A 23,361-nucleotide genomic window follows, 5' to 3' on the forward strand; every position below is an offset into this window, starting at 1 on the left:
GGACGAGCCTATACATCCGTACAGCGAGCATCGGACGGCAACGCGCCGCTGTGGACAACTTCAGCAGTGGATCAGAAGCCGCGGTCGCGTCGGATGACGGCGGCGCTCCCGACGACGTCGCGCCGCAGGATCGCCTGCCCGGCGGTGCCGGCGTAGTCGTAGACGTCGAACCCGGTGCAGTGGGTGATCGTCGCCGGCGGCCCGAGGGAGTCCTCGACCGCGGTGGTCCAGAGGTCGTGCGACCCGACCACCACGAAGCTCGGGTCGGCGTCGCGGTAGGCCCCGAGGTCGACGAGCCAGGGGTAGGTCTCGAAGGTGTCCCGGACCTGCAGCAGCCCGACGTTCATCGACGCGTAGGTGGCGAGGGGCCGGACCGTCCAGAACTGCCCGACGCCGGTGACCTGGCGGCCGTCGGCCCAGCGGTCCAGGCACGCCGCCGCCGGGTACCGCGCGGTCGCCACGGCGTGGGCGGTCCCGGGGGCCACGGCGATCCCGGTCGCGAGCACGGCGGCCATCGCGACCGCCACCCCCGCCCGGACCCCGCGGTGCGGGCGGTGCACGCGGGTGCGGCGGACCGCGGTGCGGGTGAGCTCGGCCACGGCGACGAGCGCGAGCAGCGGTGCGGTCACGATCGGCTGCAGGTAGCGCGGGGTCTCGGACCCGGCGACGACGACCCCGACGGACACAGCGACGACGGTCACCAGGGGCAGCAGTGTCGCGACCAGCACGGTGCGTGCGGTGCGGACCCGCCAGGCCCAGACCGTGCCCCCGACGGTGACGAGCACCCCGGCGAACAGCAGCAGGAGCCCGAGGTCGCCCGGAGCCGTGCCCGCCCGGTCGTCGGTCAGCGCCGCGAAGAACCGCAGGGTCTCCCCGGCCCGGGACGGCTGCACGTACGTCGCCGGGTCGAGGGAGACGAACGGCCGCAGCGGGATCCGCACCAGGTACCCGACGACCGATCCGACCGTGACGGCACCGGCGAGCAGCGCGGCCGGACGCCACGGCACCCGGCGCGCCAGCACCAGGAGCCCGAGGGTGACGACGACGGGAGCGGCGGACCAGGGTACGTACAGCGGGTTCGACGCGGTCGTGCACGCCGCGACGAGTCCGAGCACCACGAGCAGGGGCACCGACGCCCGGCCGAGGCGCACCGCCCGCAGCACGAGCACCGCGGTGCCGAGCATCGCCAGCACGGCGCCGTAGTAGTAGGTCGTCGTGAGCAGCAGGGATGCCAGCTCGAGCGAGGTGGCCGTCGGCGACGACTCGGTGAGCACGAGCAGCGTGACCAGACCGAGCGCCCCGGCCGACACCGCGATCCGGGCGGGGCGCCCGGCGGACGGCATCAGCTCGTTCGCTGCCGCCCGCACCAGGGCGTAGACGGCGAGGAGCACGAGCACCCCGTTCAGTGCCAGGGCCTGCTGCGGTGTGGCGGTCACCAGCGAGCAGGACAGGTACACGGGCAGCTCGGGGAAGAAGAACAGCGCGGGCGACATGGCCCACTCGAACGGCTGGCCGGCCTGCAGGGAGCGCTGGACGAGCGGCAGCAACACCGAGTCGCCGTCGTACCAGAGCAACGCCACCCGCTCCGTCGCGATGACGTGGCGCAGGGCGATGACGGCCAGGGCCAGCGCGACCAGGCCGCCCAGGGCCTCCCGTCCGATCGTGACGGCCACCTCGCCGGGCCGGCGGCCGCCGGACGGAGCCGGCTCCACGGCGGGGCGACGCGGTGCTCGGGACATGCCCCGGAGCGTACCGAGGCCGCCTCGGTGCCGGCACCCCGCGGCCCACAGGCTGGGGGAGCGCGTTGCGGGCCCGACCGACTACCCTTGTGGGCTGTGACCGACGCGCGCGAACAGTTGATCCAGTACATCTCCTCCGAAGCGGTGTTCCACGGCGACTTCACCCTGACCAGCGGGAAGAAGGCGACGTACTACATCGACCTGCGGAAGGTCAGCCTGGACCACCGCGTCGCGCCGCTGATCGGCCAGGTCATGACCGAGCTCGTGCAGCAGGTGCCGGACGTCTCCGCCGTCGGTGGCCTCACCATGGGCGCCGACCCCATCGCCAGCGCCGTCCTGCACCAGGCCGCCGCCCGGGGCCTGACCTACGACGCCTTCGTCGTCCGCAAGGAGCCGAAGGACCACGGCCGCGGCAAGCAGGTCGAGGGACCGGACCTCAAGGGCAAGCGTGTCGTCGTGCTCGAGGACACCTCCACCACCGGCGGCTCGCCGCTCAAGGCGGCCGAGGCGCTCGAGCGCGAGGGTGCGATCGTCGCCGCCGTCGCGGTCGTCGTCGACCGGGACACCGGTGCCAAGGAGACGATCGAGGCGGCCGGCTACCCGTACTTCGCGGCCATCGGGTTGGCTGATCTGGGGCTGACCGCGTGACCGAGGAGCGTCCGGACGACGCACGCGAACCCGACGGCACCGCCGGCCCGGCAGACGGGGACGACGGCCTGGAGGCTCGGCGCGCGTCCGGCTCGGACGCTCCGTTCCACGGTCTCCGCAGCGCTGCGGACATCTTCGGTGCTCCGCGCGGCGAGGAGGACTGGCCGTCGCGACGGGAGCGCCGCGAGGCCGAGCGCACCGCCCGCGAGACGGGCGCGCCGCTGCCGGAGCCGTTCGTGGCCGATGGCGAGGCGGAGGCTGCTGAGACTCCTGCTCCTGCTGCTCCTGCCGCGCCTGAGCCTGCTGCTCCGGCGCTCGACGACGGCGCGACCCAGGCCATCTCGATGCCGCCCGAGCTGCTCGCACCCTCCGAGAACCCCGACGCCGTCGTCGAGCACGAACGCTCCACACTGCACGACCGGATCCCCGCCGCCGCCGACACCCCGCCGGACTCCACCGCGCCGCACCCGTCGTCGATCGTGCTGCCGACGGCGCAGACCCACCGGGACGAACGTGCCGCCGCGTCGAAGGCCATCGAGGACGAGCGTCGCCGCGTCGACCCGTTCGGCGAGGGTCGCGCCGACGTCGACTGGCTCGGCCGCGCGACCGGGAACCACCCGGAGCCCGTGGCTCCCGCTGCACCGCAGCCCCTCGGCGTCGAGAACGTGCTGCCCCCGACCGAGGAACCGCCGACCTTCACCGACCTGCTGCGCATCACCAGCACCGGGCCGGTCCCCACGCAGACCGGCGCGCACGACCGGCCGTTCGACTGGGCGATCGGTGACGACGAGCCCGGCGAGGTCCCGGCGACGCTGACCACCGGCTCGTTCGACACCACCGCGCTGTCCGCCGGATCCTGGTCGCTCGCCGACGAGCTGGACGACGAGGACGAGGTCGTCGCCGGCGAGGTCGACACCCCGGCCTCCGGGCTGCCGCAGGCGCCGCGGACCTACCCGGTGCCACCGGCGGTCCCCGTGCCGCCGGCGGTGCCCCTGGTGGTGCCGGCCGCGCCCGTGTCGGACACGGCTGCTCCGGCTGCCGTCCCCGATGCGGCTGCCGCTGGTGCTGGTGCTGCCGCTGCCGCTGGTGCTGCCGCTGGTGCTCCGTCGGAGGCGACCGAGGCCGTGGACGCACCCCGTCAGCCCGCCGGGGACGACGTGCCGGACGCGACCGAGGGCCTCCAGGCCGATGCCCCGACCACCGCGATGCCGGCTGCCGGGACGCCCTGGTGGTCCGAGCCCGACGCGACCGTGCCGCCGACCGCCGTACCGCCGCTCGTCGAACCCACCGGAGCACAGGAGTACCCGGCGCACCTGCCGCCGTCGGTGGGGCAGGACCTCGACGCCGTTCTGGGGTTGCGTGGGAACGACACCGGTCCGCAGCCGGAGTCCCTGCCCGCCGCGGCGCCGGACGACCTGGACCAGTCCGAGTGGGACGGCCGCGAGACCAGCGACACGAGCGCCATCAAGGACCTGTTCGGCACCGAGGCGGTCGGGCAGCTCGGCGGCACCGGCTACGACCCCGAGGACACCGGGACGCGGATGATGCCGGCGGCGGCGGCCGTGCCTGCGGCTGCTGCCGCTCCAGCTGCTGCCCCCGCGTCCGCTGCTGCCGGACGGCCTGCCGGCGGTCCGGACCGGCAGTCCGGCGAACGCGACAACTTCATCAACGAGGGTTTCGCGCGGCTGCGGAACGAGGGCAAGCGCGGCAAGCAGCTGCTGATCTACGGGTCGATCGCGCTGATCCTCGTGCTCATCGTGCTGGTGTTCCTGCTGTCGAAGTGGATCCTCGGCAACAACATCGCCGACCAGGCCGTGCCGACGAAGTCGCCGGTGGCTGCCTCGTCGGCGCCGGCGACACCGAGCGCTGCGCCGTCGGCGTCTGCCTCGCAGCCGAGTGGCCCCGCAGCACCGGCCGCAACCCTGCAGTTCGCCACGACGCCGGCGTTGCCCGGCGAGCACCCGTGGACCGACCTGGCCGGCGGGGAGTGCCTGTCGCCGTTCACGAACGCGTGGTCGCAGACCTTCACGGTGGTGGACTGCGCGACGCCGCACATCGGGCAGCTGACCGCACGACTCGCGGTCGAGGGTGACACCTACCCGGGTACCGAGGCCCTTGCGACCCGGGCCGCCGACCAGTGCCAGTCCGACGCGGCGCTGAACGCCTCGGCCGCCGCCGCCGTGGGCGACGTGCAGGTGCAGGGTTCCTACGCGCCGGACCAGGCGACGTGGGACCAGGGTGACCGGTTCATCTCGTGCTTCGTGACGCGGTCGTCGGGGCAGCCGCTGACCGGGTCGCTGGCGCCGGGGGCGTAGGCGCGCCCGCACCCTTCTTGCGACGATCCACCCCGTGATCGACGGGTGGTGTGTCGGAACATGCACGCGCATGGCTCGGGCGCGCGCGGCGTCAGGTGTTCGATGGAGGGATGACCACGCTCACCGATGCCCTCGCCGACCCGCGATCCTCCGCCCGGCTGCAGGCCGTGATGGCCGCGGGGACCACCCCGGACCCCGCTGACCTCGAGGTGCTCGTCGCGCAGTGCGCCGTCGAGCCGGACTTCTTCGTCCGCGACATGCTGACGTGGGCACTCACCCGGCACCCCGCCGAGGACGTCGTGGCCCGCGTGCTGCCCGAGCTCGAGCGCCCCGAGCCGCAGGCCCGCAGCCAGGCGCTCCACACCCTGTCGAAGATCGGTGACCCGCACGCGTGGCCCGCGGTGCGCCCACTGCTCGAGGACCACGACGACGAGGTGCTCCGCGCGGCCTGGCGGACGGCCGTCGCACTGGTCCCGGACGACGAGCGGGCGTCGCTCGCGCGGATCCTCGCGGTGCAGCTCGGCATCGGCGACCGCGAGCGTCGGCTCAGCCTGTCGCGTGCCCTGGTGGGACTCGGCGAGGACACCGTCGGACCCCTCCTCGTCACGGCCGCCGACCGGGGGACCGACGTCGTCCGGGAGCACGTGCGCGAGACCGAACGACTGCTGCACGACCCGGACGCCGCATCAGCGCTCGCCCTCGAACGGGCCCGGCGCGAGGTCGCCCTCGGCCGGACGCGCTCCGTCAAGGGCTAGGGCCAGCGGGCGCGCCCGGCCGGGAGCGCCGGGTGGTCGCGAAGCGTCACCGTCGCGGTCGTGGGGCGGCCGCGTCGCGCGGTCACGAAACCCCGTGCGCTGGGTGCCGAGTGGGCGCGAACCGTCGGCTGCGGGGCTTCCGGGCGACAGAGCGTGACCGGTCGGCAGAGGTGAGCGTGGTGTCGTGACCGGTGAGGGCGCCGGACGGGAGGCGCGTGGCGGCGGTGCGCCGGGCCTCCCGTCCGATGCCACGCGCGTTCGCGGGCCGCGGTGCGGTCACGACCCCCCGTGCGCTGGGCGCCGAGTGGTCACGAACCGTCGCCTGCGGGGCTCCCAGGCGACAGTTCTTGACCGCTCGGCAGACGTGAGCGGGGTGTCTCGACCGGCGGGCCAACGCGTGCGTGCCGTCCGCCGCCACGCGCGCAGCGCGGTCAGTCGCCGTCGGGCGCGAGCCAGATGGACGACGCCGCCGCGGCAGGCAGGTCGACGAGGGACTCCGAGCCGTCGGTCGCCCGCCGCGACACCGCGATGACGCCGGCGTAGTCCCGCACCCGCTCGACCCGAAGGTGCGTGCCCAGCCCCACCCCGAGCTCGTCGAAGTACCGCAGCAGCGAGGGGTCGTCGTCCGAGACGCGGTCGACGGTGCCGCAGGCTCCAGGCTCGATCGCGCCGAGGAGGGTGCCGGGGGAGTCCGGCACGATGCCGTCCGCACCGGGGATCGGGTCGCCGTGGGGGTCGTGCGTCGGGTGGCCGAGGTCGGCGTCGACCCGGTCGAGGAACTGCTCCGACACGGCGTGCTCCAGGGCCTCGGCCTCGGTGTGGACCTCGTCCCACGAGTAGCCGAGCCGCTCCACCAGGAACGTCTCGATCAGCCGGTGCCGCCGGACCATCGCCACCGCGACCTGCTGCCCGAGCGGGGTGAGCACGACGCCGTAGTACGGGGTGTGCTCGATCAGGCCGTCGCGGTCGAGCTTCTTGAGGTTGCCCGACACCGTCGACGCCGACACCTTCAGGGACGCCGCGATGTCCCGCGTCGCCAAGCCGGGTCCGCCGCGCTCGCTGGCCTTCCAGATGAGCTTGACGTAGTCCTCTGCCATGGTGGACAGGGAGGGCAGGCGCATACCGCCAATCGTACGTCCCGCCTGGTACAACCAGCAGATGACCACCGCCGCGCCCGTCCGAGCCCCCCGCCGTCGCTGGCCGGTGCCGCCGTCGCTGCTGCTCGGGCTCGCGCCGATCGTGGTCTTCGCGGCGATCAGCGCCTGGCGGTCACGGCCGAGCGACGACTACGCGACCCTCGGGCAGACGGTCGACAGCGTCGTGCACGCCCTCGTGATCCCCGAGGGCATCGCCGTCGCGGCACTCGCCCTGTTCGTCACGGCGCTCGGCTGGTGGCGGATCGCCACGGTCGACCCGGTCCGGACGCGGCTGCGGTGGACGATGCTCGCGCCGATCCTCGTGCTGGTGGTGTGCGTCGTCCGGCTGCCCCTGATCGACTGGACGGCGCTGCCCGCGCACTACTTCCTGCTGCTCGCCGTCGGGGTGCTGTTCGTCGGGGTCTTCGAGGAGCTGATGGCCCGCGGCACCCTGCTCGTGGGACTGCGGCGGCGCCTGCCGGAGACGGGGGTGTGGGCCCTGTCGTGCGCGCTGTTCGGACTGCTGCACCTGCTCAACGCGCTCGCCGGCGCCGGCATCGGGCCGACGCTGGTCCAGGTCGTGTTCGCCGCGTCGTTCGGGTCGACGCTGTACGTCGCGCGTCGGCTGACCGGGTCGCTGCTCGCTCCGGTGCTGCTGCACGCCTTCTGGGACTTCGGGTCGATCGGGTTCTCGGCGACCGCGGACACGGGCGACTTCGGGAAGCTGACCCTGCTCGGTCTGATCGGGCTGTTCTCGTTCGGCGTGCTCGCGTTCGGCATCGTGGCCGGCGGGATCATCGCCTGGTACGACGACCGGCCCCGTCGGCTCGCGAAGCGGTGGCGGACGGTGCCGCCGATGGCGGCCTTCGCCCTGGAGGCCCGTGGGGCGTCCCACGAACCGGCTGCGACCGGCTAGAGCTCGACTTCGAACGGCTCGGTGCGCACGAGCTCGTGCACGCCGGAGATGACCTCGCTCGGGCGGAACGGGTACCGGTCGATCTCCGCCTGGTCGCTGATGCCCGTCATCACGAGCACGGTGTGCAGCCCTGCTTCGATGCCGGCCTGCACGTCGGTGTCCATGCGGTCGCCGATCATGCCGGTGTTCTCGGAGTGCGCACCGATCCGGTTCATCGCGGAGCGGAACATCATCGGGTTCGGCTTGCCCACCACGTAGGGCTGCTTGCCGGTGGCCTTCTCGATCATCGCCGCGATGGCGCCGGTTGCCGGCAGGACCCCCTCGGCGCTCGGGCCGGTGGCGTCGGGGTTCGTCACGATGAACCGGGCGCCGGCGCGGATGAGCCGGACGGCCTTGGTGATCGCCTCGAACGAGTAGTTGCGGGTCTCACCGACGACGACGTAGTCGGGAGCGGTCTCGGTCATGATGAACCCGGCCTCGTGCAGGGCGGTCGTCATGCCGGCCTCGCCGATGACGAACGCCGAGCCGCCGGGCATCTGTGACTTGCAGAAGTCGGCCGTCGCGAGCGCACTCGTCCAGATCCGCTCCTCGGGCACGTGCAGGCCAGAGCCGCGGAGCCGGGCGCTGAGGTCGCGCGGCGTGAAGATCGAGTTGTTCGTCAGCACGAGGAACTCGGTGCCGTCGTCGAGCCACTGCTGGATGAGTTCCGGGGCGCCGGGGAGCGCCTGGTTCTCGTGGACGAGCACGCCGTCCATGTCGGTCAGCCAGCACTCGACGTCGTCTCGGGTCGCCATGGGCCTCACCTTACTGCGCGGTGACTCGCTCCTGCCGTCCCGATGTTCGGTGATCACCATCGTCGATATTCAGAACATGAATAATCGATGTGGAATGCGATGTGTGCGTACGCTGCCTGTCGGGGCGGTCCTCGTCCCCACGATCTGCGGGACATCAGCCTCGCGAGAACAAGGAGACCCATGCGATCTCGAAGTAGAGCGCGCATCGCCGTGTCGACGCTGGCCACCGCTGGCGTCGTCCTCGGTCTTGCCCTGCCGACCGCCCCGGTGGCGGCGAGCGAGCCGGAAGGGCCCGACGGCACCGCATCCGCCGCGCCGCAGAGCACGGTCGCCGTCGCGATCGACGTCACGAAGGACGGCAACGGCCCCTTCGCCCCGACGGACGGCGCTGGTGGTGACGCGAGCGAGAAGAACGGCATCGTCCGCACGATGGACGCGGTCACGTACCGCGTCTCCCTCAACTCGAACGACGGCACCAGCACGAACGAACGCTTCAGCGCGACCGCCCCTGCCGGCACGTCGTGGGCAGGGGTCCCGACCATCTGCGCCGGCCCCGGCTCTGCGGTCTCGGGGGCCGTGCTGACCTGCAACATCGGCACGCTCGGAGAAGGCCGGACGGTCTCCGTGCCGATCGTCCTCGACGTCTCGGGCGACTTGCAGAACGGCGACACGCTCGCCGTCCCGGTGACCGCGACCGCAGACGAGGCCGAGAACGGGACCGTCACCGCGGTCGCCGACGCCGTCACGGTGTCCGCAGCCGCGCGCTACAACCTGAGCAAGAACGTCCACGCGTCATCGCTCCGGACCGACGTCACCGGTCCGGACGGAACGACGAAGGGGCTGCAGCTGATCTACCCGATCGCCGTGGACTGGCAGCCGCTCGTGCCCGGACAGGGCCTCCTCGGGTTCGAGAAGAGCACCGGCCCGATGACGTTCACGGACGACCTCTCCCAGATCCTCGGTGCCGTGCCCTCCGATGCGGTCCTGTGGAACGGTGGCAACCCCGTCTGCGGCCCCAACGACATGGGCGACTGGCGGATGGGAGGCCTGCCCGGCGGTAGCGGCGGCGGCGAGCAAGCGGTCACGGACTCCGGGGAGTTCTCGTGCGAACAGGCGGCCCCCGGTCAGGGCGTGGACGTCACGATCACCGGGACGGTCACCGACCCCGACCACGTCCCCTCGAGGAGCCTCACGAACGGGCCGATCGCCGGCGGCGCCAAGCCCTACTTCGTGAGCGGCTACATCAGCCTCTGGATGCCCAACCCTCCGACCGGGACCTCGGTGGAGTCGGTCAACACGTTCACGCCGCTGCAGACCACGTCCGTCAGCGGAGCGCCGAACTTCCCCGGCGGCACGGAACCCACGGGTGACAACTCCGCCGAGCGCAACGTCCTCGAGTACGCAGACGGCTCCGCGCAGAAGCGGCTCTTCCGGGTCATCGGCGACGGTCGCGCCGTCGAGCGGGGCTCTGCTCGCGACGGCGACCCGTGGGCCACCCCGGGCACGCTGCTCCGGAGCGACGTCAGCGCCTCCAACAAGGGGCTGACGTCGTTCGACGGCGCCGTCCTCTGCGACACCTTCGACCGCGACACGCAGCACGTCACCCGCGTCGGCGACGGCAGGGTCGCGGCGTGGACCAGCGGCATGCGCAGCGCGAAGGTGCAGTACGCCGCGTACGACATGACCTCACCGTCCGCGGGGCAGAAGGCGACCTGTGACGACGAGGACGGCCCCTGGTACGACCGGCCGGAAGACGTCCCCGGTGGCATCGATGCCGTCGGAGCGGTCCGCGCGACCGGTGACGTCCCCGGTGGCAGTGACGGCACGCTCTACAGCTACGTCACCACCCAGGACGCCGCCGACGGCACACGGGCCCACGACTTCGGTCACGCGTGGTTCGGCGACCGCTCAGAACGCTGGGCGCACGACATCTGGTCCGACGCGGACCTCGGTGCCGGTCCCCTGTCCGACAGCGTCATCCTCACCGAGAACCTCGCCCGGATCCAGAAGAAGATCGTCGACCCCGGCCACGACGCGGACGACACCCCCGACGCGACCACCTTCACCGTCGCGGGCGACACCATCGACTACGCCCTGTACCCGTCACTCACGAACGGCAACACCACGGGGAAGGAAGCCTCCGTGACGGTGCGCGACGTGCTGCCGAACCACGTGACCTACGTCGCTGGCAGTGCATCCGAGGTGCCGGAGATCGACACCACGAAGGACGACGACGGCAACGACGTCCAGCGTCTCACCTGGACGACAGTGGTCCGTCCGAACGAGGCGATCGATCCGATCACGTACACCGCCGCGGTCTCGAAGCTCGCCCCGGCGGGCGCGATCACCAACGTGACGGACATCGCCTCGCCGACGGACAGGTCGCCGCAGGCCTTCCGCAACGCCCAGCGCGCCGTCCAGGTCGTCGCCACCGGCGGGGTCGGCATCGAGAAGACCGCCGTCGAACCGGTCGTCGTCTCGGGGGACCAGCTGGAGTGGGACCTCGGGTACACGAACATCGACACCACCCCGATCGACGGCCTGGACGTCATCGACGTCCTTCCGTACCGGGGCGACACCCGCAATTCCACCTTCCACGGCACGGTCGGGCTCGCCGAGCCCATCGCGGTCGCCGCCACCGCCGGCGAGCGCGTCCGCTACACGAACCGCGACCCGCGCGACGTCGTGCTCGACGCCGCTGACCCGTCGAACCAGGGCGGTGGCGCCACCACCTGGTGCTCGGCGTCGGCGTTCGGCGCCGAGGGATGCCCGGCCGGGCTCGCGGACGTCACGGCTGCGCGCATCCTGCGGACCGCCCCCGTGGCAGTGGGCGAGACCGTCACGCACCGGGTCGTGGTCGCGACGGCGGGCCAGCGCGACGGTGACACGTACACGAACCGGTTCGGCCTCCGCGCCTCGAACCTCGCTCTCCCGGTCCAGTCCAACCCGGCGACGGTCACCGTCGTCTCCGGTTCGATCGGGGACTTCGTGTGGTCCGACGAGAACGGCGACGGTCTGCAGGACGACGACGAAGCCGGCATCGCGCACGTCTCGGTCCGCCTCACCGGCTCGGACGACCGCGGCGACGCCGTGCGCCGGACCACCACCACGAACGGCGACGGCGAGTACACCTTCGACGACCTGCGCCCCGGCAGCTACACCGTGCACTGGACGGCTCCGGTCGGTCGGGAGTTCACGAAGGAGCTCGTCGGCGACGACCGCGCGATCGACTCCGACGCCGACGCCTCCGGCGCGGCCGGCGCCGTCGAACTCGCCGTGATCCGTTCCGACGAGGGCCAGCTCGAGCACATCGAACAGGACCGCACCGTCGACGCGGGGCTCCTGCCCGCAGCGGAGACACCGACCGGACCGCCGGTGACGCCCGGTGGTCTGGAAGCGCCCGGCACGCCCGGACATCCCGGGAACGCCGGGAGCGCCGGGAGCACCGGGTCTTCGAGAACACCCGGCACCCACGCCGACGCGGAGGCGTCGGCGGGTACCGGCGAAGGATCCCGCGATCCGGCACGCGGCGGACTGGCGTTCACCGGAGCTGACGGACTCGGACCGGTGGCGGTGACGGCGGTGCTGCTCCTGGCCCTGGGCGGCCTCCTCGTCGCGCGCAGGCGTCGCACCCGCGGATCGAGCCAGCGCTGAACCGTGGGGCCGCGGCGAGGCGGTCGTCGCGGCCCCACTGGCGGTCCGCTCAGAAAGGGCCGGGAGGCCCGGAGCGGCTCTTGCGCGCTGCTGGCAGACCCGAGATGGTCGAGACACCGAACTGCGCTCGGCTTTTGCCCTACGCTTTTCGGGACACGTACCGAATCAAGGAGGCCCCCTCGTGCTCGTCGAACCCGGAACCCCGTCCGCCGCGCCCCGACCCACCCCGGTGTCGGAGACGGAGCTCGAGGTGACCCCGCGCCGACGCCGAGGCCGCCCGAACGTGCTGTCCCGCGAGCAGGTGGTCGACGCCGCCACGACCATCGCGAACGAGGACGGCCTGGACCGCCTGTCCTTCCGGGCCCTGGGCGTGCGGCTCGGGGTCGCCCCGATGACCGTGCACCGGACCATCGGCGGCCTGGACGACCTGCACGCCGAACTCGTCCGCCGCACCGTCGACGAGTTCACCGCCACCTTCGTCTGGCCGGACGAGTGGCACGCCGTCGTCCGCACCTTCGCCACGACGTTCCGCGACCTGATGCGCACCCACCCGCTCGTGCTCGAGTCGCACAGCCAGCGCGCCCCGCTCGCCTCGACCGAGTCCGACGCCGTCGTGGCGAAGGTCGTCGGTGCCCTGCAGGACGCCGGACTCCCGCCGGCCGAGGCGATGTACACCTTCTTCATCGTCTACGACTTCGTGGTCGGGCACGCCGGGGTGCAGGTCGGACGCGGGGACTCCGAGGCCGGACGCCCCGAGCGGCACCGGCTGGTGGGCGAGATCCTCGGCGAGCACTCCTACGACGACCGGTTCGCACTCGGCCTCGACATCCTGATCGCCGGCATCGAGACGCGCATCGACCGCGGGACCCGTACCGCCTGAGCCCCCGGCGCCTGAACCGGCGGTGCTGTGACCGGAACCTGGTTCCGGACACGGAACCGCGCAGGTCCGCGGTGCTGTGACCGGAACCTGGTTCGCCGCGCCCGGCCGTACGCTGGTCGGGTGACCACTGCGCCCGAACCGTCGCACGAGCTGACGACCAACGGGGTGGGACCGCACCCGGAACCCTGGCCCGACGACCCGAGGCTCGACCCGGAGCTGCTGACCGCGGGGGACTCCCGGAACGTGCTCGACCGCTACCGCTACTGGTCGATGGACGCGATCGTCGCCGAGCTCGACACCCGCCGGCACGCGTTCGACGTGGCGATCGAGAACTGGCAGCACGACCTGAACATCGGCTCGATCGTACGGAGCGCCAACGCGTTCCTGGCCGGCACCGTGCACATCATCGGGCGACGTCGGTGGAACAAGCGTGGGGCGATGGTCACCGACCGGTACCAGCACGTCCGCTACCACCCCGACGTCGAGGCGTTCCTCGCCGCGATGGCCGAGGAGCAGCGTCCCGTCGTCGCCATCGACAACACTCTCGGCGCCGAGCGCATCGAGACCGCGACGATCCCGGAGCGCTGCGTGTTCCTGTTCGGGCAGGAGGGCCCCGGGCTGACCGAGCAGGCGGTCGCCGGTGCCGACGCACACCTGGAGATCACGCAGTTCGGGTCGACGCGGAGCATCAACGCCTCGGCCGCCGCGGCGATCGTCATGCACAGCTGGGTCGTACAGCACGCCCGGTTGCCGGACGCTCCCTGAGCCGGAACGGCCGGGTGGGGGCCGTGGACCCGGCCGTTCCCGCGCACCGAGCGGGCGGGGCGGAGGCGGGTCGGGCCTCCAGGCCGGGGTCCGGGGTGCCGAGTCAGCGCGCGGCGGTGGTGCGGCGCGCGACCAGGCGGGGTTCGACGAGGAGTTCCGTGGCGGCGATCCGCGGATCGGCGATGCGGGCCAGCAGGCGCTCGCCGGCGCCGCGGCCGATCTCGACACTGCGGTCGTCGATGCTCGTCAGGCCGACGTACCGCATCGCGGCCACCGGGGTGTCGTCGTAACCGATGACGGAGACGTCCTCGGGGACGCGCAACCCGCGTTCGGCGAGCTCGGACAGGGCACCGAGGGCCATCACGTCGTTCGCCGCGAAGACGGCGGTGACGTCCGGGTGCTCGTCGAGGAGCATGCCGAGGGCGCGGGAACCGGCCTCTTCGGTGGGTTCGCCCGGCAGCACCGTCGTGACGACGGACGCGCGTGCCGCCGCGGCCTGCGCGAACCCGGTCTGGCGTTCGGCCGAGGCTGCCGAGCTCGCACCGACGAACCCGAGGCGGGTGTGGCCGAGGTCGAGCAGGTGCCGCGCCGCGACGCCGCCTCCGGCGTGGTCGTCGTTCGCCACGGTGTCGGCACGGGGGATCGCGACGCGGCCGCCGGCGATCACGAGCGGCATCGAGGCGGGGATCGCGAGGTCGGTGGTGGGCTCGCCGGCGATCACGATGCCCTCGACGCGCATCGAGAGGAAACCCTCGACCGGAGAGGCATCGAGCCCCGTGTTGAGGAACCGGTCGGCGACCACGAGCCGGTGTCCCTGGTCCTGCAGGCTCTCGCGCAGGCCGGTGAGCAGGTCCACGAACCACTGGTTGCGGAAGTCGTCGAGCACCACGCCGATCGTGCGGCTGCGCGTGCCGGCGAGCGAGACGGCCGCGGTGGAGGGGCGGTAGTCGAGCTCCTGGATGGCTTTGAGCACGGCGGCCCGGCGCTGGTCGCTGACCCGGGGGGAGCGCTGCAGCACGAGGGAGACGAGGGACTTCGAGACACCGGCGCGTGCAGCGACGTCGTAGATGGTCGCGGGCTTGCCGTCTCCCATGATGCGCTTCGACCTCCGTTGGCTCGTGCGTCGATCGTAGCGGGCGCGCGCCGGTTCGCTTCGTGAGCAGAAATGGTCGGGTGCGGAGCGGCGACTCGACCTCTTCTGCTCACGATCGACGCGTGGCCGGTCCTCCACACGGGAGGCCCGGGGCGCGTTGTGCACAGAAGTCGCGTTCGCCGCGCGGGCAGCTGGGGTCGCTGCTCGCGCGCCGGGGGTAGCGTCCGCTGTATGGCGACGCTGCTCATCACCGGAGCCGCGGGTCGGATCGGGAGCGCCCTGCGTCCTCGACTGCGGTCCGCGGGACACGACCTCGTGCTGCTCGACGAACAGCGGCCCCACGATCCGATCGTCGCCGGGGAACGGTTCGTGCCCGGTTCGGTGAACGACCCGGCGGCGGTGGACGATGCGCTCGCCGGGGTCGACACCGTGGTGCACCTGGCGGGCATCCCGACCGAGGCCGCCTGGGAGGACCTGATCGCGGCGAACCTGACCGGCACGAAGAACGTGCTCGAACGGGCGGCCGCCGCCGGGGTGCTCCGGGTGGTGCAGGCGAGCTCGATCCACGCAGTGGGGCTGGTGCCCGAACCCCTCGACCAGCCGGGGAGTGTGCCCGGCGACCGACTGCCCCGTCCGGACACGTACTACGGCGTGACGAAGGCGGCGATGGAACTGCTCGGCAGCCTGTTCGCCGACCGGTACGAGATGTCGATCGTGTCCGCGCGGATCGGTGCGTTCGGGGCGCTGCCGCCGACGACCCGGGGGCTGCTCATGTGGACCTCGCCCGACGACCTGACACGCCTGGTGCTCGCGACGGTGGCGCTCCGCGACCCCGGGCACCACGTGGTCTGGGCCCTGTCGCGGAACACCGGGTCGCCGGCTGACCTGTCCGCCGGGGAGCGCATCGGTTTCCACCCCCTCGACGACGCGTCCGCCGTGCTCGACGCCGACGCCCGTGCAGCCCTGCCGACGGACGACCTGAGCACCCTCGGCGGCGGGATGGTGCACCAGCCGCTCGGCGAACGCACTTCGTGAGCAGAAGAGGTCGGGTGACCTGATGTCACCCGACCTCTTCCGCTCACGAAGCGTGCCGCGCCCGCGCCCGGCGCCCCGGCGCCCCGGCGCCCCCGCGCGCTCCGCTACCCGATCAGGCTCGGGCGCAGGTCGCGCAGCGTGCGGGAACGGGTCTGCCGCGCCGTGACCACGAAGGACACCAGGAGCGCCCCGAGCAGCCAGCAGAGCAGCACGCCCGCGTCGGACCACGCGGCGCCGAGGTTCCCGCCGTACATCGTCTGCCGGATCGCGTCGACCGAGTACGTCATCGGCAGCGCGAAGTGCAGCGCCGCCAACGGTCCCGGCAGCGTCTGCCACGGGAACGTGCCACCAGCGGTGACGAGCTGCACGAGCATCAGCACCAGGCCGAGGAACTGCCCCACGGACCCGAGCAGCACGTTGAGCGCCATGATGATCGCCGCGAAGGTCGCCGAGGCCAGCACCATGATGCCGATCGTGCCGCCGACGTGCACCACGTTCAGGTCGAGGGCGAAGCGCACGATGAAGAACAGCGCCACCATCTGCACCAGGCCGAGGAGCGCCGGGGTCAGCCAGCCGCCGAACACCACCGCGAGGGGCTTCCGCACCGCCGTGATCGCACGCTTCGAGATCGGCTTGAGGATGAGGAACAGCGCGTACATGCCGATCCAGGCTGCGAGCGAGATGAAGAACGGCGCGAGGCCGGCGCCGTAGTTCGACGCGGCGGCGACGTTGTTGTCCCCGACCTTGACCGGGTCGGAGATGACCGAGGCCTGCGACTCACGCTCCGAGGCGTTCGACGCCGGGATCTTCGTGCGGCCCTCGTCGAGCGACGACGCGAGCTTCGACGAGCCCGTCTTGAGCTCGTCGAGCCCCGATGCGAGCGACGAAGCGCCCTGGTCCGCGGTCTTCGCCCCGGACGCGAGCTGCGACGCACCGGACGACAGGGTCGGAGCCGCAGCGGCCAGCGTCGACGTCCCGTCGGCCACCTTCGACGCTCCGGACGAGAGCGTGGATGCGCCCGTCGCCGCGGTGGCGATGCCGGACGACAGCTCCGGAGCCTTCGCCGCGAGCTTGCCGGTGCCGGCGGCGAGCGTGTCGGAGCCGTCGGAGAGCTGCTGGATGCCACTCGTCAGCGCCGGAGCCTGCTCGGCGAGCTGCGATGCCCCGGCGGACACCTGCGCGCTGCCGGTCTTGAGCTTCTGCAGGTTGCCCGACAGTTCGCCGGCACCGGTGCCGAGGTCGGCGCTGCCGGCCTGCAGGTCGTCGAGTCCGGCGAGCAGCGTGGTCTTCTGCTCCGGGGTGAGCACCGTGGACGCCTGCACGACCGGCTTCAGCGACGCGACGAGTTGCGGCGACTGCGCCGAGAGCTGCTGGACACCCTCGATGAACGGCGTTGCCTCGTTGGCCAGCGTGGCGTTCCCGGTGGCGACCTGCGAGGCTCCACTGGCGAGCTTCTGCGAGTCCGACGGCAGCGAGGCCGTCTGGTCACGGAGCTGGTGCAGCCCGGTCTGCAGCTGCTGCGCCCCCGCGTTCAACTGCTGCGTCTGCGACGGCAGCGCCGCCGTCTGCTGCTGCGCGCTGGCCAGCCCGGACGCCAGGGTCGACGCCCCCGACGCCACCTGCTGCGCCCCGCTGTTCAGCTGCTGGGTCTGCGACGGCAGGTCGGCCGTGCCGGACGCGAGCTCCGCCGCACCGGAGGACAGCTTGCCGGTGCCGTCGGCGAGCTCGTGCGCACCCGAGTCCGCCTTGGCGGTTCCGGAGGCGAGTTCATCGGCCCCGTCGACGGCGTCGCCGAGGCTGTCCCGCACGTCGGCGAGCCCGACGAGCAGGGTCTTCGCCGCCTGCTTGCCGACGCGCTCGGCGACGGCGGTGCGCATGGTCTTGCCCGCCTGCTCGGCGATGGTGGAGGCCAAGTACGAGTTCGTGTCGGCCGTCGTCATGACGAGCTTCGCCTGCGTCGGGTCGTCGGACTGCGCGGACACCAGGTGCTCGGAGAAGTCGTGCGGGATGGTGACGACGAAGTCGTAGGTGCCGTTCCGGACGCCGGAGCGGGCATCGGCGGCGCTGGTCTTCGTCCACTTGAAGTCGGCGCCGTCGATGGCCTCCTTCGTGACGTCCTTGCCGTAGTCGACGTGCTCGCCGTCCAGCGTGGCGCCGGCGTCGAGGTTCACGATCGCGGCGGGGATCTGGTCGAGCTTCGCGTAGGGGTCGCGGTTCGCCCACAGGTAGGCGCCGCCGTACAGCAGCGGCACGATCATCAGCGCGATGAACGCCAGGCGTGCGAGCGGGGTCGCGGTGAGCCGCGCGAGTTCTGCGCGGACGAGCGAGGTGGTGGTCACTTCTGTGCCTCCGTCGGGACGGTTGCGGATGCTTCGGTGACGGAAGGAGCGGCCGGGAGGCCCGGCTCGGTTCCGTCGGTTCGGGCCACGTCCTCGGGGTCCTCGGTCTGGGGCGTCACGAGCGTCGCGACGTCGTCGTGCGTGTCGATCGTGTCGAGCAGGTGCTCGACGGTCGCGGCGGCGGCCTTCGAGGTCACGAGGACCACGGTCACGCCCCGTCGTGTGACGTCGCGGACCACCTGGAACCAGTCCTCGACGGCGCCGCCGTGCCGCTCGGGCGAGGTGATCACGATGCCGGTCACACCGTCGCGGAGCAGGGCGAGTTCGACGAGCAGCCGGACACGCACGGCGGTGGGCACCCGCTGCACGGCGGTGTCGACGTAGTCCCGCAGTCCGAGCTCGTCGAGCACGGTGTCGACGTGCTCGCGGTTCGGGCGCTGCCCGGCGAACGCGAGCTCCTCGCGCACGATCTGCTTGAGGGTCATGACGGGGAAGGGCTCGGCGACCCCGGGGGTGTCGACGAGGGCGAACGAGCGCCGGACGGCTGCCGGGTCCTCGTGGCCGTCGAGCAGCAGCCGCCCGGTGTCGGGCTGCATGCGGCCACCGGCGACGAGTGACGCGAGCACGGGTGCCTGCTCGGTCTCGACGGCGAGGACCCCCGGGCGTCCGGGGGCGGCGACGGCGGAGACGACGGGCAGGGGCGCGCCGGGCTCCTCGCCGATGCCGACGTGGTCGAGTTCGAGCGTCATGCGTGGTCCTTCCGGACGAGAGCGGGAGCGGGAGCAGGAGCAGGAGCAGGAGCGGCGGGTTCGGAGAGCAGCGCGGTGCGCCAGTCGATGCCGGCCGTGCCCAGCGCCGACACCACCACCATGCGCCGTCCGTCCTCGTCGCTCGTGCCGGAACGGGTGGCCTCGTCGAGGACGGCGATGCACGCGCCCTCGACCAGACGGCCGAGGGTCTCGGGGTCGACGTCGTTCCGCATGGCGCCGTCGGCGATCCCGAGCGCGCACGCCTGGCGCACCTGTGAGCGCAGCGGGGCGAACACCTCGGCGACGGGCTCCGCGAAGGGGCTGCGCACGGCGACCCGGGCCATCGAGCGGACGTGCGACACCTCGGTCCAGAGCGTCACGGCGATGGCGGCGAGGCGTGCGGCCGGCGGGAGCTCCTGCAGGTCCGAGGTGGTGGGCATGGCGGCCGCGATCCGGGCGGCGCCGGCGGTCACGACCTCGCGCACCAGGTCGTCGCGCGAGGGGAAGTGTCCGTACACCGCACGGCGCGACAGGCCGGCCGACGCGGCGATCGTCTCGATCGAGGCATCAGGGTCCTGCTGCAGGCAGGTCTTCGCCGCGTCGAGGAGGGCTGCCCGGTTCTCCGCGGCGTCGCGGCGGGGCGCGCGGGAGGGCTGCTCGGTGGTGGTCACGGACCCATCGTAATAACGTGCACACAGGTGTGCAACTTAACAGGATCCGTCCCCCGGACGAGGGGGGTCCCCCAAAGAGCGGACTGTCCTGCCTGAGAACGAACGCATAGCTTCACAGGAATCTCATGCGAACCACGGACTGAGCCTGGAGTGCCCTCTTTGAACCGTGCAACACCGATTCCCGACCCGAACCCAACACCCCGTCGCTTCACCCGCGTCCTGACCGCCGGCATCGCCGTCGCGGCCCTCGCGTGTGGCGGTCTCGCAGTCGGGGGTGCGGCCTCCGCAGCTCCGGCCGGGATCTCGGTGGCCGACCTCAAGCTCTCCGCCCCGCTCCGTGACGCCAAGCCGACGAAGACCGTCGCCGCGTTCGTGCGCACGACCGGCCAGGGTGCCCTCGAAGTGGACGCCAAGGCGAAGGGCGGGGACCTGACGAAGTCGCGGACCCAGTCCTCCGCAGCCAAGAACCGCGTCCAGGCGATCCAGTCGACCGTCGCCGCGGTGCGGTCGGCCGTCGAGCGAGCCGACGCCGAGGCGACCGAGCTCTACTCGACCGAGTACACCGTCCCCGGAGTCGCGGTCGTCGCCGACGTCGACGCGTTCCGGCAGATCGCGGAGCGGTCCGACGTCGAGAGCATCATCCCGCTCACGCCGAAGAAGATCGTCGAGCCGACGGTCAACGAGGACGCCGACGCCGCTCCCTCGGGCGTCGACCCCGGCCTGGTCCAGCCCGGTGCCGACGGCGTCGCGCCGAAGAACGCCGCGAGCGACGTCTACACGCGTTCGCTCGACGCCTGGCAGCAGACCGGCCACACCGGCAAGGACGTCAACGTCGCCGTCCTCGACACCGGGCTCGACTACACGCAGGCCGACTTCGGCGGCCCCGGCACCACCGAGGCGTACCAGCAGGCCCTGGCGAACGCGAGCGGCGGCGCCCCGGACCCGAGCCTGTACGACGCGTCGAAGTTCCTCGGCGGGTACGACTTCGCCGGTGCGACCTACAACGCCGACCCGACGGACCCGGACGCCTACGACCCGGTGCCGGCTCCCGACGACAACCCGATCGACGGCAAGGGCGGCGACCACGGCACGCACGTGTCCGGCTCGATCGCCGGCTACGGCCTGACCGCCGACAAGCAGCGGTTCGACGGTGACTACACCAAGCTCACCACGCAGCAGGTGCAGGACATGTGGATCGGTCCGGGCACCGCGCCCGAGGCCGGCCTGTACGCCCTGAAGGTCTTCGGTGACAACGGCGGCTCGACCGACGTCACCGGTGCCGCGCTCGACTGGGTGGGCCAGGCGCTCACCGAGGGCAAGGACATCAACGTCCTGAACCTGTCGCTCGGCTCCGACTACGGCGCGCCGGACGACCCCGACAACGCCAAGATCGACGCACTGACCGCTCGCGGCGTGCTCCCCGTGATCGCCTCGGGCAACGCCGACGACTTCACCGACATCGGTGGTTCGCCGGGCAACGCCGAGGGTGCGCTCACCGTCGCCGCGAGCGCCACGGGCCAGTCGCTCTACGACGGCGTCCAGGTCACCGCGCCGGCCGACGTCGCGAAGACCTACCGTTCGCAGTACTCGTCCAACTTCACGGGCACCCTGCCCGTCGAGGGCGACGTCGTCGTCCCGACCACGAACATCGACGGCTGCGCAGCGTTCAGCCCCGCGGACGCCGCGGAGATCGCGGGCAAGGTCGTCTGGCTGAAGTGGACCGACGCCGCGCTCGAGTGCGGTTCCGCTGTCCGCTTCGACAACGTCGAGGCCGCCGGCGGCGTCGGCGTCCTGCTGGCGGGCACGCTCGACACGTTCGAATCCGGCATCGGTGGCAACGCGACCATCCCGGGTGCCGAGCTGACCGCGAAGAGCGTGGCGAGCCTCCAGGCCACCGCCAAGGCGGGGACCCTGCACGTCCGCTTCGCGGACGAGCTCAAGGGCTTCGAGGTCGCCTTCGAGGCGGACGCCGTGAACACGCTCGCGTCGTTCACCAGCCGTGGCGTGCACGGGTCGTTCGCCGACATCGTCAAGCCGGACATCGCCGGCCCCGGGGTCAACGTGATCTCGGCGGCCAACGGCACCGGTGACGGCCGCATGTCGATGAGCGGCACCTCGATGGCCACGCCGGACGTCGCGGGCATCGCGGCGCTGACGTTCCAGTCGCACCCGACCTGGTCCGCCCCGCAGGTGAAGGCGGCGCTGATGAACACGGCGACGCACGACGTCGAGGACGGTGACGGCACCGCGACCCTGCTCCGTCAGGGCACCGGCCGCGTCGACGCGCTGCAGGCCGTCACGGCGGACACCACGGTCCGCAGCGTCGAGAACGGCCAGCTCGTCACCGCCTCGTTCGGTGTCGTCGAGGTCGCCGCGAAGACCACCGAGACCCGGTCCCTGCTCGTCGAGAACACCAGCTCGACCGCGCACACCTACGACGTGGCCTACCAGCCGCGGGTGTCCCAGCCGGGTGTGGCGTTCTCGCTCAGCACCAAGCGCGTCACGGTCCAGCCGGGCCGGGGTGCCGTCGTGGACCTGACGTTCACGATCGCCGACCCGACGGCCCTCCGCCGGGTCATCGACCCCACCCAGGAGTCGGTCCAGAAGGGGTACCAGCGCGAGTTCGTCGCGGCGGCCACCGGACTCGTCACCTTCACCCCGACCGACACCACGACCGATCCGCTGCGGGTCGGCACGTACGTCGCGCCGAAGCCCGTGAGTGCCGTCCGCGGCGCGGGCATCACGTACACCGGCTCCCAGAAGACCGCCGACCTGCCGCTGCGTGGCCGGGTGGTCGACCAGGGGACGGCGACGACGGGGTACCACGCGGCGGTCGCGCCGTTCGTGCTCGGCGGGACGGACCCCCAGGAGACGTTCGCGGAGGGTTCGGCGTCGCAGTCGCTCCGAGCCGCGGACGTCCGGGCCTACGGGGCGAGCTTCGACAAGGCGTCCGGCACGCTGGCGTTCGGCATCCAGACCGCGGGACCCGACGCCAACCCGGGCGCCGTGACCAACGTCGAGGTGCTGATCGACACGGACCGCGACGGTGAGCCGGACTACCTGGTCTACGACGCGAAGTCGGCCACCATCGACGCCACCCTCGCCACGACGGTCGACCTCGCGACCGGCAAGACCGTCGACGCGCAGCCCCTCAACGGCGGTGCGCCCGGGCAGGACGTCAACACCTTCGACAGCACGGTGAAGGTGCTGACGGTGGATGCCGCGCTGATCGGTGCGACGTCGACGTTCACGTACTCGGTCCTGACCGAGTCGGCCTACGCGCCGGCTGCGGCCACGAGCGGCTCGTCGATCGTGGACGAGACCACCCCGGTGGCGTTCAACCCGGCGAAGCCGCCCCTGGCCTTCGCGCAGGGCTCATCGACGGGTGTCGTCTTCGCCGACCGGGGCTCGCTCCAGGTCACGCGGTCGCCCGGTGTCGCGAGTGCCCGGGTCCTGCTGCTCCACCTCGGCAACGCGGTCGGCAGCCAGGCGCAGAGTGTCGCCGCGACCTGGGTGGCCCCGACCCTGCAGCTCCAGAAGGGCAGCGGGGTGTCGATCGCCGGCACGCCGAAGGTCGGGTCGAAGCTCAAGGCGGGCCACGGCAAGTGGAGCGGCACGGGCGTCACCTACTCGTACCGGTGGCTGCGCGACGGCAAGGCCGTGACGAACGCCACGGGTTCGTCGTACACGCTCGGCTCCGCGGACGCGGGTCACCGGATGTCGGTGACGGTCGTCGCGAAGGCGACGGGCTACCAGGACGGCACGGCGACGTCGAAGCCGACCGTGAAGGTGGCGCGCTGATCCGCCGTTCGACACGGTGACCAGGAGGTGCCGGGCCCGGATCGGGCCCGGCACCTCCTCTTCGTGCAGGG

16 protein-coding genes are annotated in these 23,361 nt (G+C 72.4%); 9 read left to right on the forward strand and 7 right to left on the reverse strand.

Annotation, left to right across the window (positions count from 1 at the left end; translation table 11 throughout):
* Window positions 1-71: 71 nt before the first annotated feature.
* On the reverse strand, window positions 72-1,739 hold the full coding sequence (locus tag DEJ30_RS01800) for a hypothetical protein (RefSeq protein ID WP_146238466.1): 1,668 nt from the start codon (window positions 1,737-1,739) through the stop codon (window positions 72-74).
* A 96-nt stretch (window positions 1,740-1,835) separates the two neighbouring features.
* Between DEJ30_RS01800 and pyrE the strand changes: the two genes are divergently transcribed.
* From pyrE to DEJ30_RS01820, 3 genes are all read left to right on the forward strand, one after another.
* Window positions 1,836-2,387, forward strand: a complete 552-nt coding sequence (gene pyrE / locus DEJ30_RS01805) for an orotate phosphoribosyltransferase (RefSeq protein WP_110858775.1) — start codon at window positions 1,836-1,838, stop codon at window positions 2,385-2,387.
* Entirely contained in the window at window positions 2,384-4,702 is a 2,319-nt protein-coding gene (locus tag DEJ30_RS01810; protein WP_110858776.1) for a septum formation family protein, read from the forward strand. The genes pyrE and DEJ30_RS01810 overlap by 4 nt, the downstream gene beginning before the upstream one ends.
* Before the next feature lie 110 nt (window positions 4,703-4,812).
* Entirely contained in the window at window positions 4,813-5,457 is a 645-nt protein-coding gene (locus DEJ30_RS01820) for a HEAT repeat domain-containing protein (protein WP_110858777.1), read from the forward strand.
* Window positions 5,458-5,888: 431 nt separating this feature from the next.
* Here the strand turns inward: DEJ30_RS01820 and DEJ30_RS01825 are convergent, their stop codons facing one another.
* Entirely contained in the window at window positions 5,889-6,578 is a 690-nt protein-coding gene (locus DEJ30_RS01825) for a metal-dependent transcriptional regulator (protein WP_027464846.1), read from the reverse strand.
* 37 nt (window positions 6,579-6,615) lie between these two features.
* On the opposite strand from DEJ30_RS01825, the gene DEJ30_RS01830 reads away from it, so the two are divergent.
* The gene (locus DEJ30_RS01830) at window positions 6,616-7,509 is read left to right on the forward strand and encodes a CPBP family intramembrane glutamic endopeptidase (RefSeq protein ID WP_181419951.1); all 894 of its coding nucleotides are present in this window, start codon (window positions 6,616-6,618) and stop codon (window positions 7,507-7,509) included.
* On the opposite strand, the gene DEJ30_RS01835 is transcribed toward DEJ30_RS01830, so the two are convergent.
* Window positions 7,506-8,303, reverse strand: coding sequence for an HAD-IIA family hydrolase (locus DEJ30_RS01835; protein WP_027464991.1), 798 nt, complete (start codon window positions 8,301-8,303; stop codon window positions 7,506-7,508). The genes DEJ30_RS01830 and DEJ30_RS01835 overlap by 4 nt on opposite strands.
* A gap of 180 nt (window positions 8,304-8,483) precedes the next feature.
* Here DEJ30_RS01835 and DEJ30_RS01840 point away from each other — a divergent pair, with 180 nt between their 5' ends.
* The 3 genes from DEJ30_RS01840 to DEJ30_RS01850 all read left to right on the forward strand — a co-directional run bounded on the left by DEJ30_RS01840 (window position 8,484) and on the right by DEJ30_RS01850 (window position 13,602).
* Window positions 8,484-11,957 carry an SdrD B-like domain-containing protein gene (locus DEJ30_RS01840; RefSeq protein ID WP_146238467.1) on the forward strand — a complete coding sequence of 1,158 codons (3,474 nt, stop codon included), beginning with the start codon at window positions 8,484-8,486 and terminating at the stop codon, window positions 11,955-11,957.
* Between the two features lie 181 nt (window positions 11,958-12,138).
* The gene (locus tag DEJ30_RS01845) at window positions 12,139-12,837 is read left to right on the forward strand and encodes a TetR/AcrR family transcriptional regulator (RefSeq protein WP_110858780.1); all 699 of its coding nucleotides are present in this window, start codon (window positions 12,139-12,141) and stop codon (window positions 12,835-12,837) included.
* 120 nt (window positions 12,838-12,957) lie between these two features.
* Window positions 12,958-13,602, forward strand: a complete 645-nt coding sequence (locus DEJ30_RS01850; protein WP_110858781.1) for a TrmH family RNA methyltransferase — start codon at window positions 12,958-12,960, stop codon at window positions 13,600-13,602.
* A gap of 103 nt (window positions 13,603-13,705) precedes the next feature.
* Here the strand turns inward: DEJ30_RS01850 and DEJ30_RS01855 are convergent, their stop codons facing one another.
* Window positions 13,706-14,695, reverse strand: a complete 990-nt coding sequence (locus tag DEJ30_RS01855; protein WP_110858782.1) for a LacI family DNA-binding transcriptional regulator — start codon at window positions 14,693-14,695, stop codon at window positions 13,706-13,708.
* Between the two features lie 231 nt (window positions 14,696-14,926).
* Here DEJ30_RS01855 and DEJ30_RS01860 point away from each other — a divergent pair, with 231 nt between their 5' ends.
* Entirely contained in the window at window positions 14,927-15,730 is an 804-nt protein-coding gene (locus DEJ30_RS01860; RefSeq protein ID WP_181419952.1) for an NAD(P)-dependent oxidoreductase, read from the forward strand.
* Between the two features lie 104 nt (window positions 15,731-15,834).
* On the opposite strand, the gene DEJ30_RS01865 is transcribed toward DEJ30_RS01860, so the two are convergent.
* Genes DEJ30_RS01865 through DEJ30_RS01875 form a run of 3 tightly spaced genes read right to left on the reverse strand, consistent with a single transcriptional unit; the run spans window position 15,835 to window position 19,489 of the window.
* Entirely contained in the window at window positions 15,835-18,069 is a 2,235-nt protein-coding gene (locus DEJ30_RS01865; protein WP_110858784.1) for a YhgE/Pip domain-containing protein, read from the reverse strand.
* Window positions 18,066-18,818, reverse strand: coding sequence for a hypothetical protein (locus tag DEJ30_RS01870; protein WP_110858785.1), 753 nt, complete (start codon window positions 18,816-18,818; stop codon window positions 18,066-18,068). The genes DEJ30_RS01865 and DEJ30_RS01870 overlap by 4 nt, the downstream gene beginning before the upstream one ends.
* Window positions 18,815-19,489 carry a TetR/AcrR family transcriptional regulator gene (locus DEJ30_RS01875; protein WP_110858786.1) on the reverse strand — a complete coding sequence of 225 codons (675 nt, stop codon included), beginning with the start codon at window positions 19,487-19,489 and terminating at the stop codon, window positions 18,815-18,817. The genes DEJ30_RS01870 and DEJ30_RS01875 overlap by 4 nt, the downstream gene beginning before the upstream one ends.
* Window positions 19,490-19,648: 159 nt before the next feature.
* Here DEJ30_RS01875 and DEJ30_RS01880 point away from each other — a divergent pair, with 159 nt between their 5' ends.
* Window positions 19,649-23,290 (forward strand): S8 family serine peptidase, encoded by a 3,642-nt coding sequence (locus tag DEJ30_RS01880; protein ID WP_146238468.1) that lies wholly within the window; start codon window positions 19,649-19,651, stop codon window positions 23,288-23,290.
* Window positions 23,291-23,361: the final 71 nt, after the last annotated feature.

The organism is Curtobacterium sp. MCPF17_003, assembly GCF_003224385.1.
In the GTDB taxonomy this organism is placed as follows: Bacteria; Actinomycetota; Actinomycetes; order Actinomycetales; family Microbacteriaceae; genus Curtobacterium; species Curtobacterium flaccumfaciens.

Bases quoted from the DNA above. Each gene is read 5' to 3' on its own strand.
- DEJ30_RS01855 (WP_110858782.1), bottom strand. From the start codon at position 14,695: ATGGGAGACGGCAAGCCCGCGACCATCTACGACGTCGCTGCACGCGCC.
- DEJ30_RS01830 (WP_181419951.1), top strand. From the start codon at position 6,616: ATGACCACCGCCGCGCCCGTCCGAGCCCCCCGCCGTCGCTGGCCGGTG.
- DEJ30_RS01825 (WP_027464846.1), bottom strand. From the start codon at position 6,578: ATGCGCCTGCCCTCCCTGTCCACCATGGCAGAGGACTACGTCAAGCTC.
- DEJ30_RS01800 (WP_146238466.1), bottom strand. From the start codon at position 1,739: ATGTCCCGAGCACCGCGTCGCCCCGCCGTGGAGCCGGCTCCGTCCGGC.
- DEJ30_RS01835 (WP_027464991.1), bottom strand. From the start codon at position 8,303: ATGGCGACCCGAGACGACGTCGAGTGCTGGCTGACCGACATGGACGGC.
- DEJ30_RS01860 (WP_181419952.1), top strand. From the start codon at position 14,927: ATGGCGACGCTGCTCATCACCGGAGCCGCGGGTCGGATCGGGAGCGCC.
- DEJ30_RS01870 (WP_110858785.1), bottom strand. From the start codon at position 18,818: ATGACGCTCGAACTCGACCACGTCGGCATCGGCGAGGAGCCCGGCGCG.
- DEJ30_RS01840 (WP_146238467.1), top strand. From the start codon at position 8,484: ATGCGATCTCGAAGTAGAGCGCGCATCGCCGTGTCGACGCTGGCCACC.
- DEJ30_RS01820 (WP_110858777.1), top strand. From the start codon at position 4,813: ATGACCACGCTCACCGATGCCCTCGCCGACCCGCGATCCTCCGCCCGG.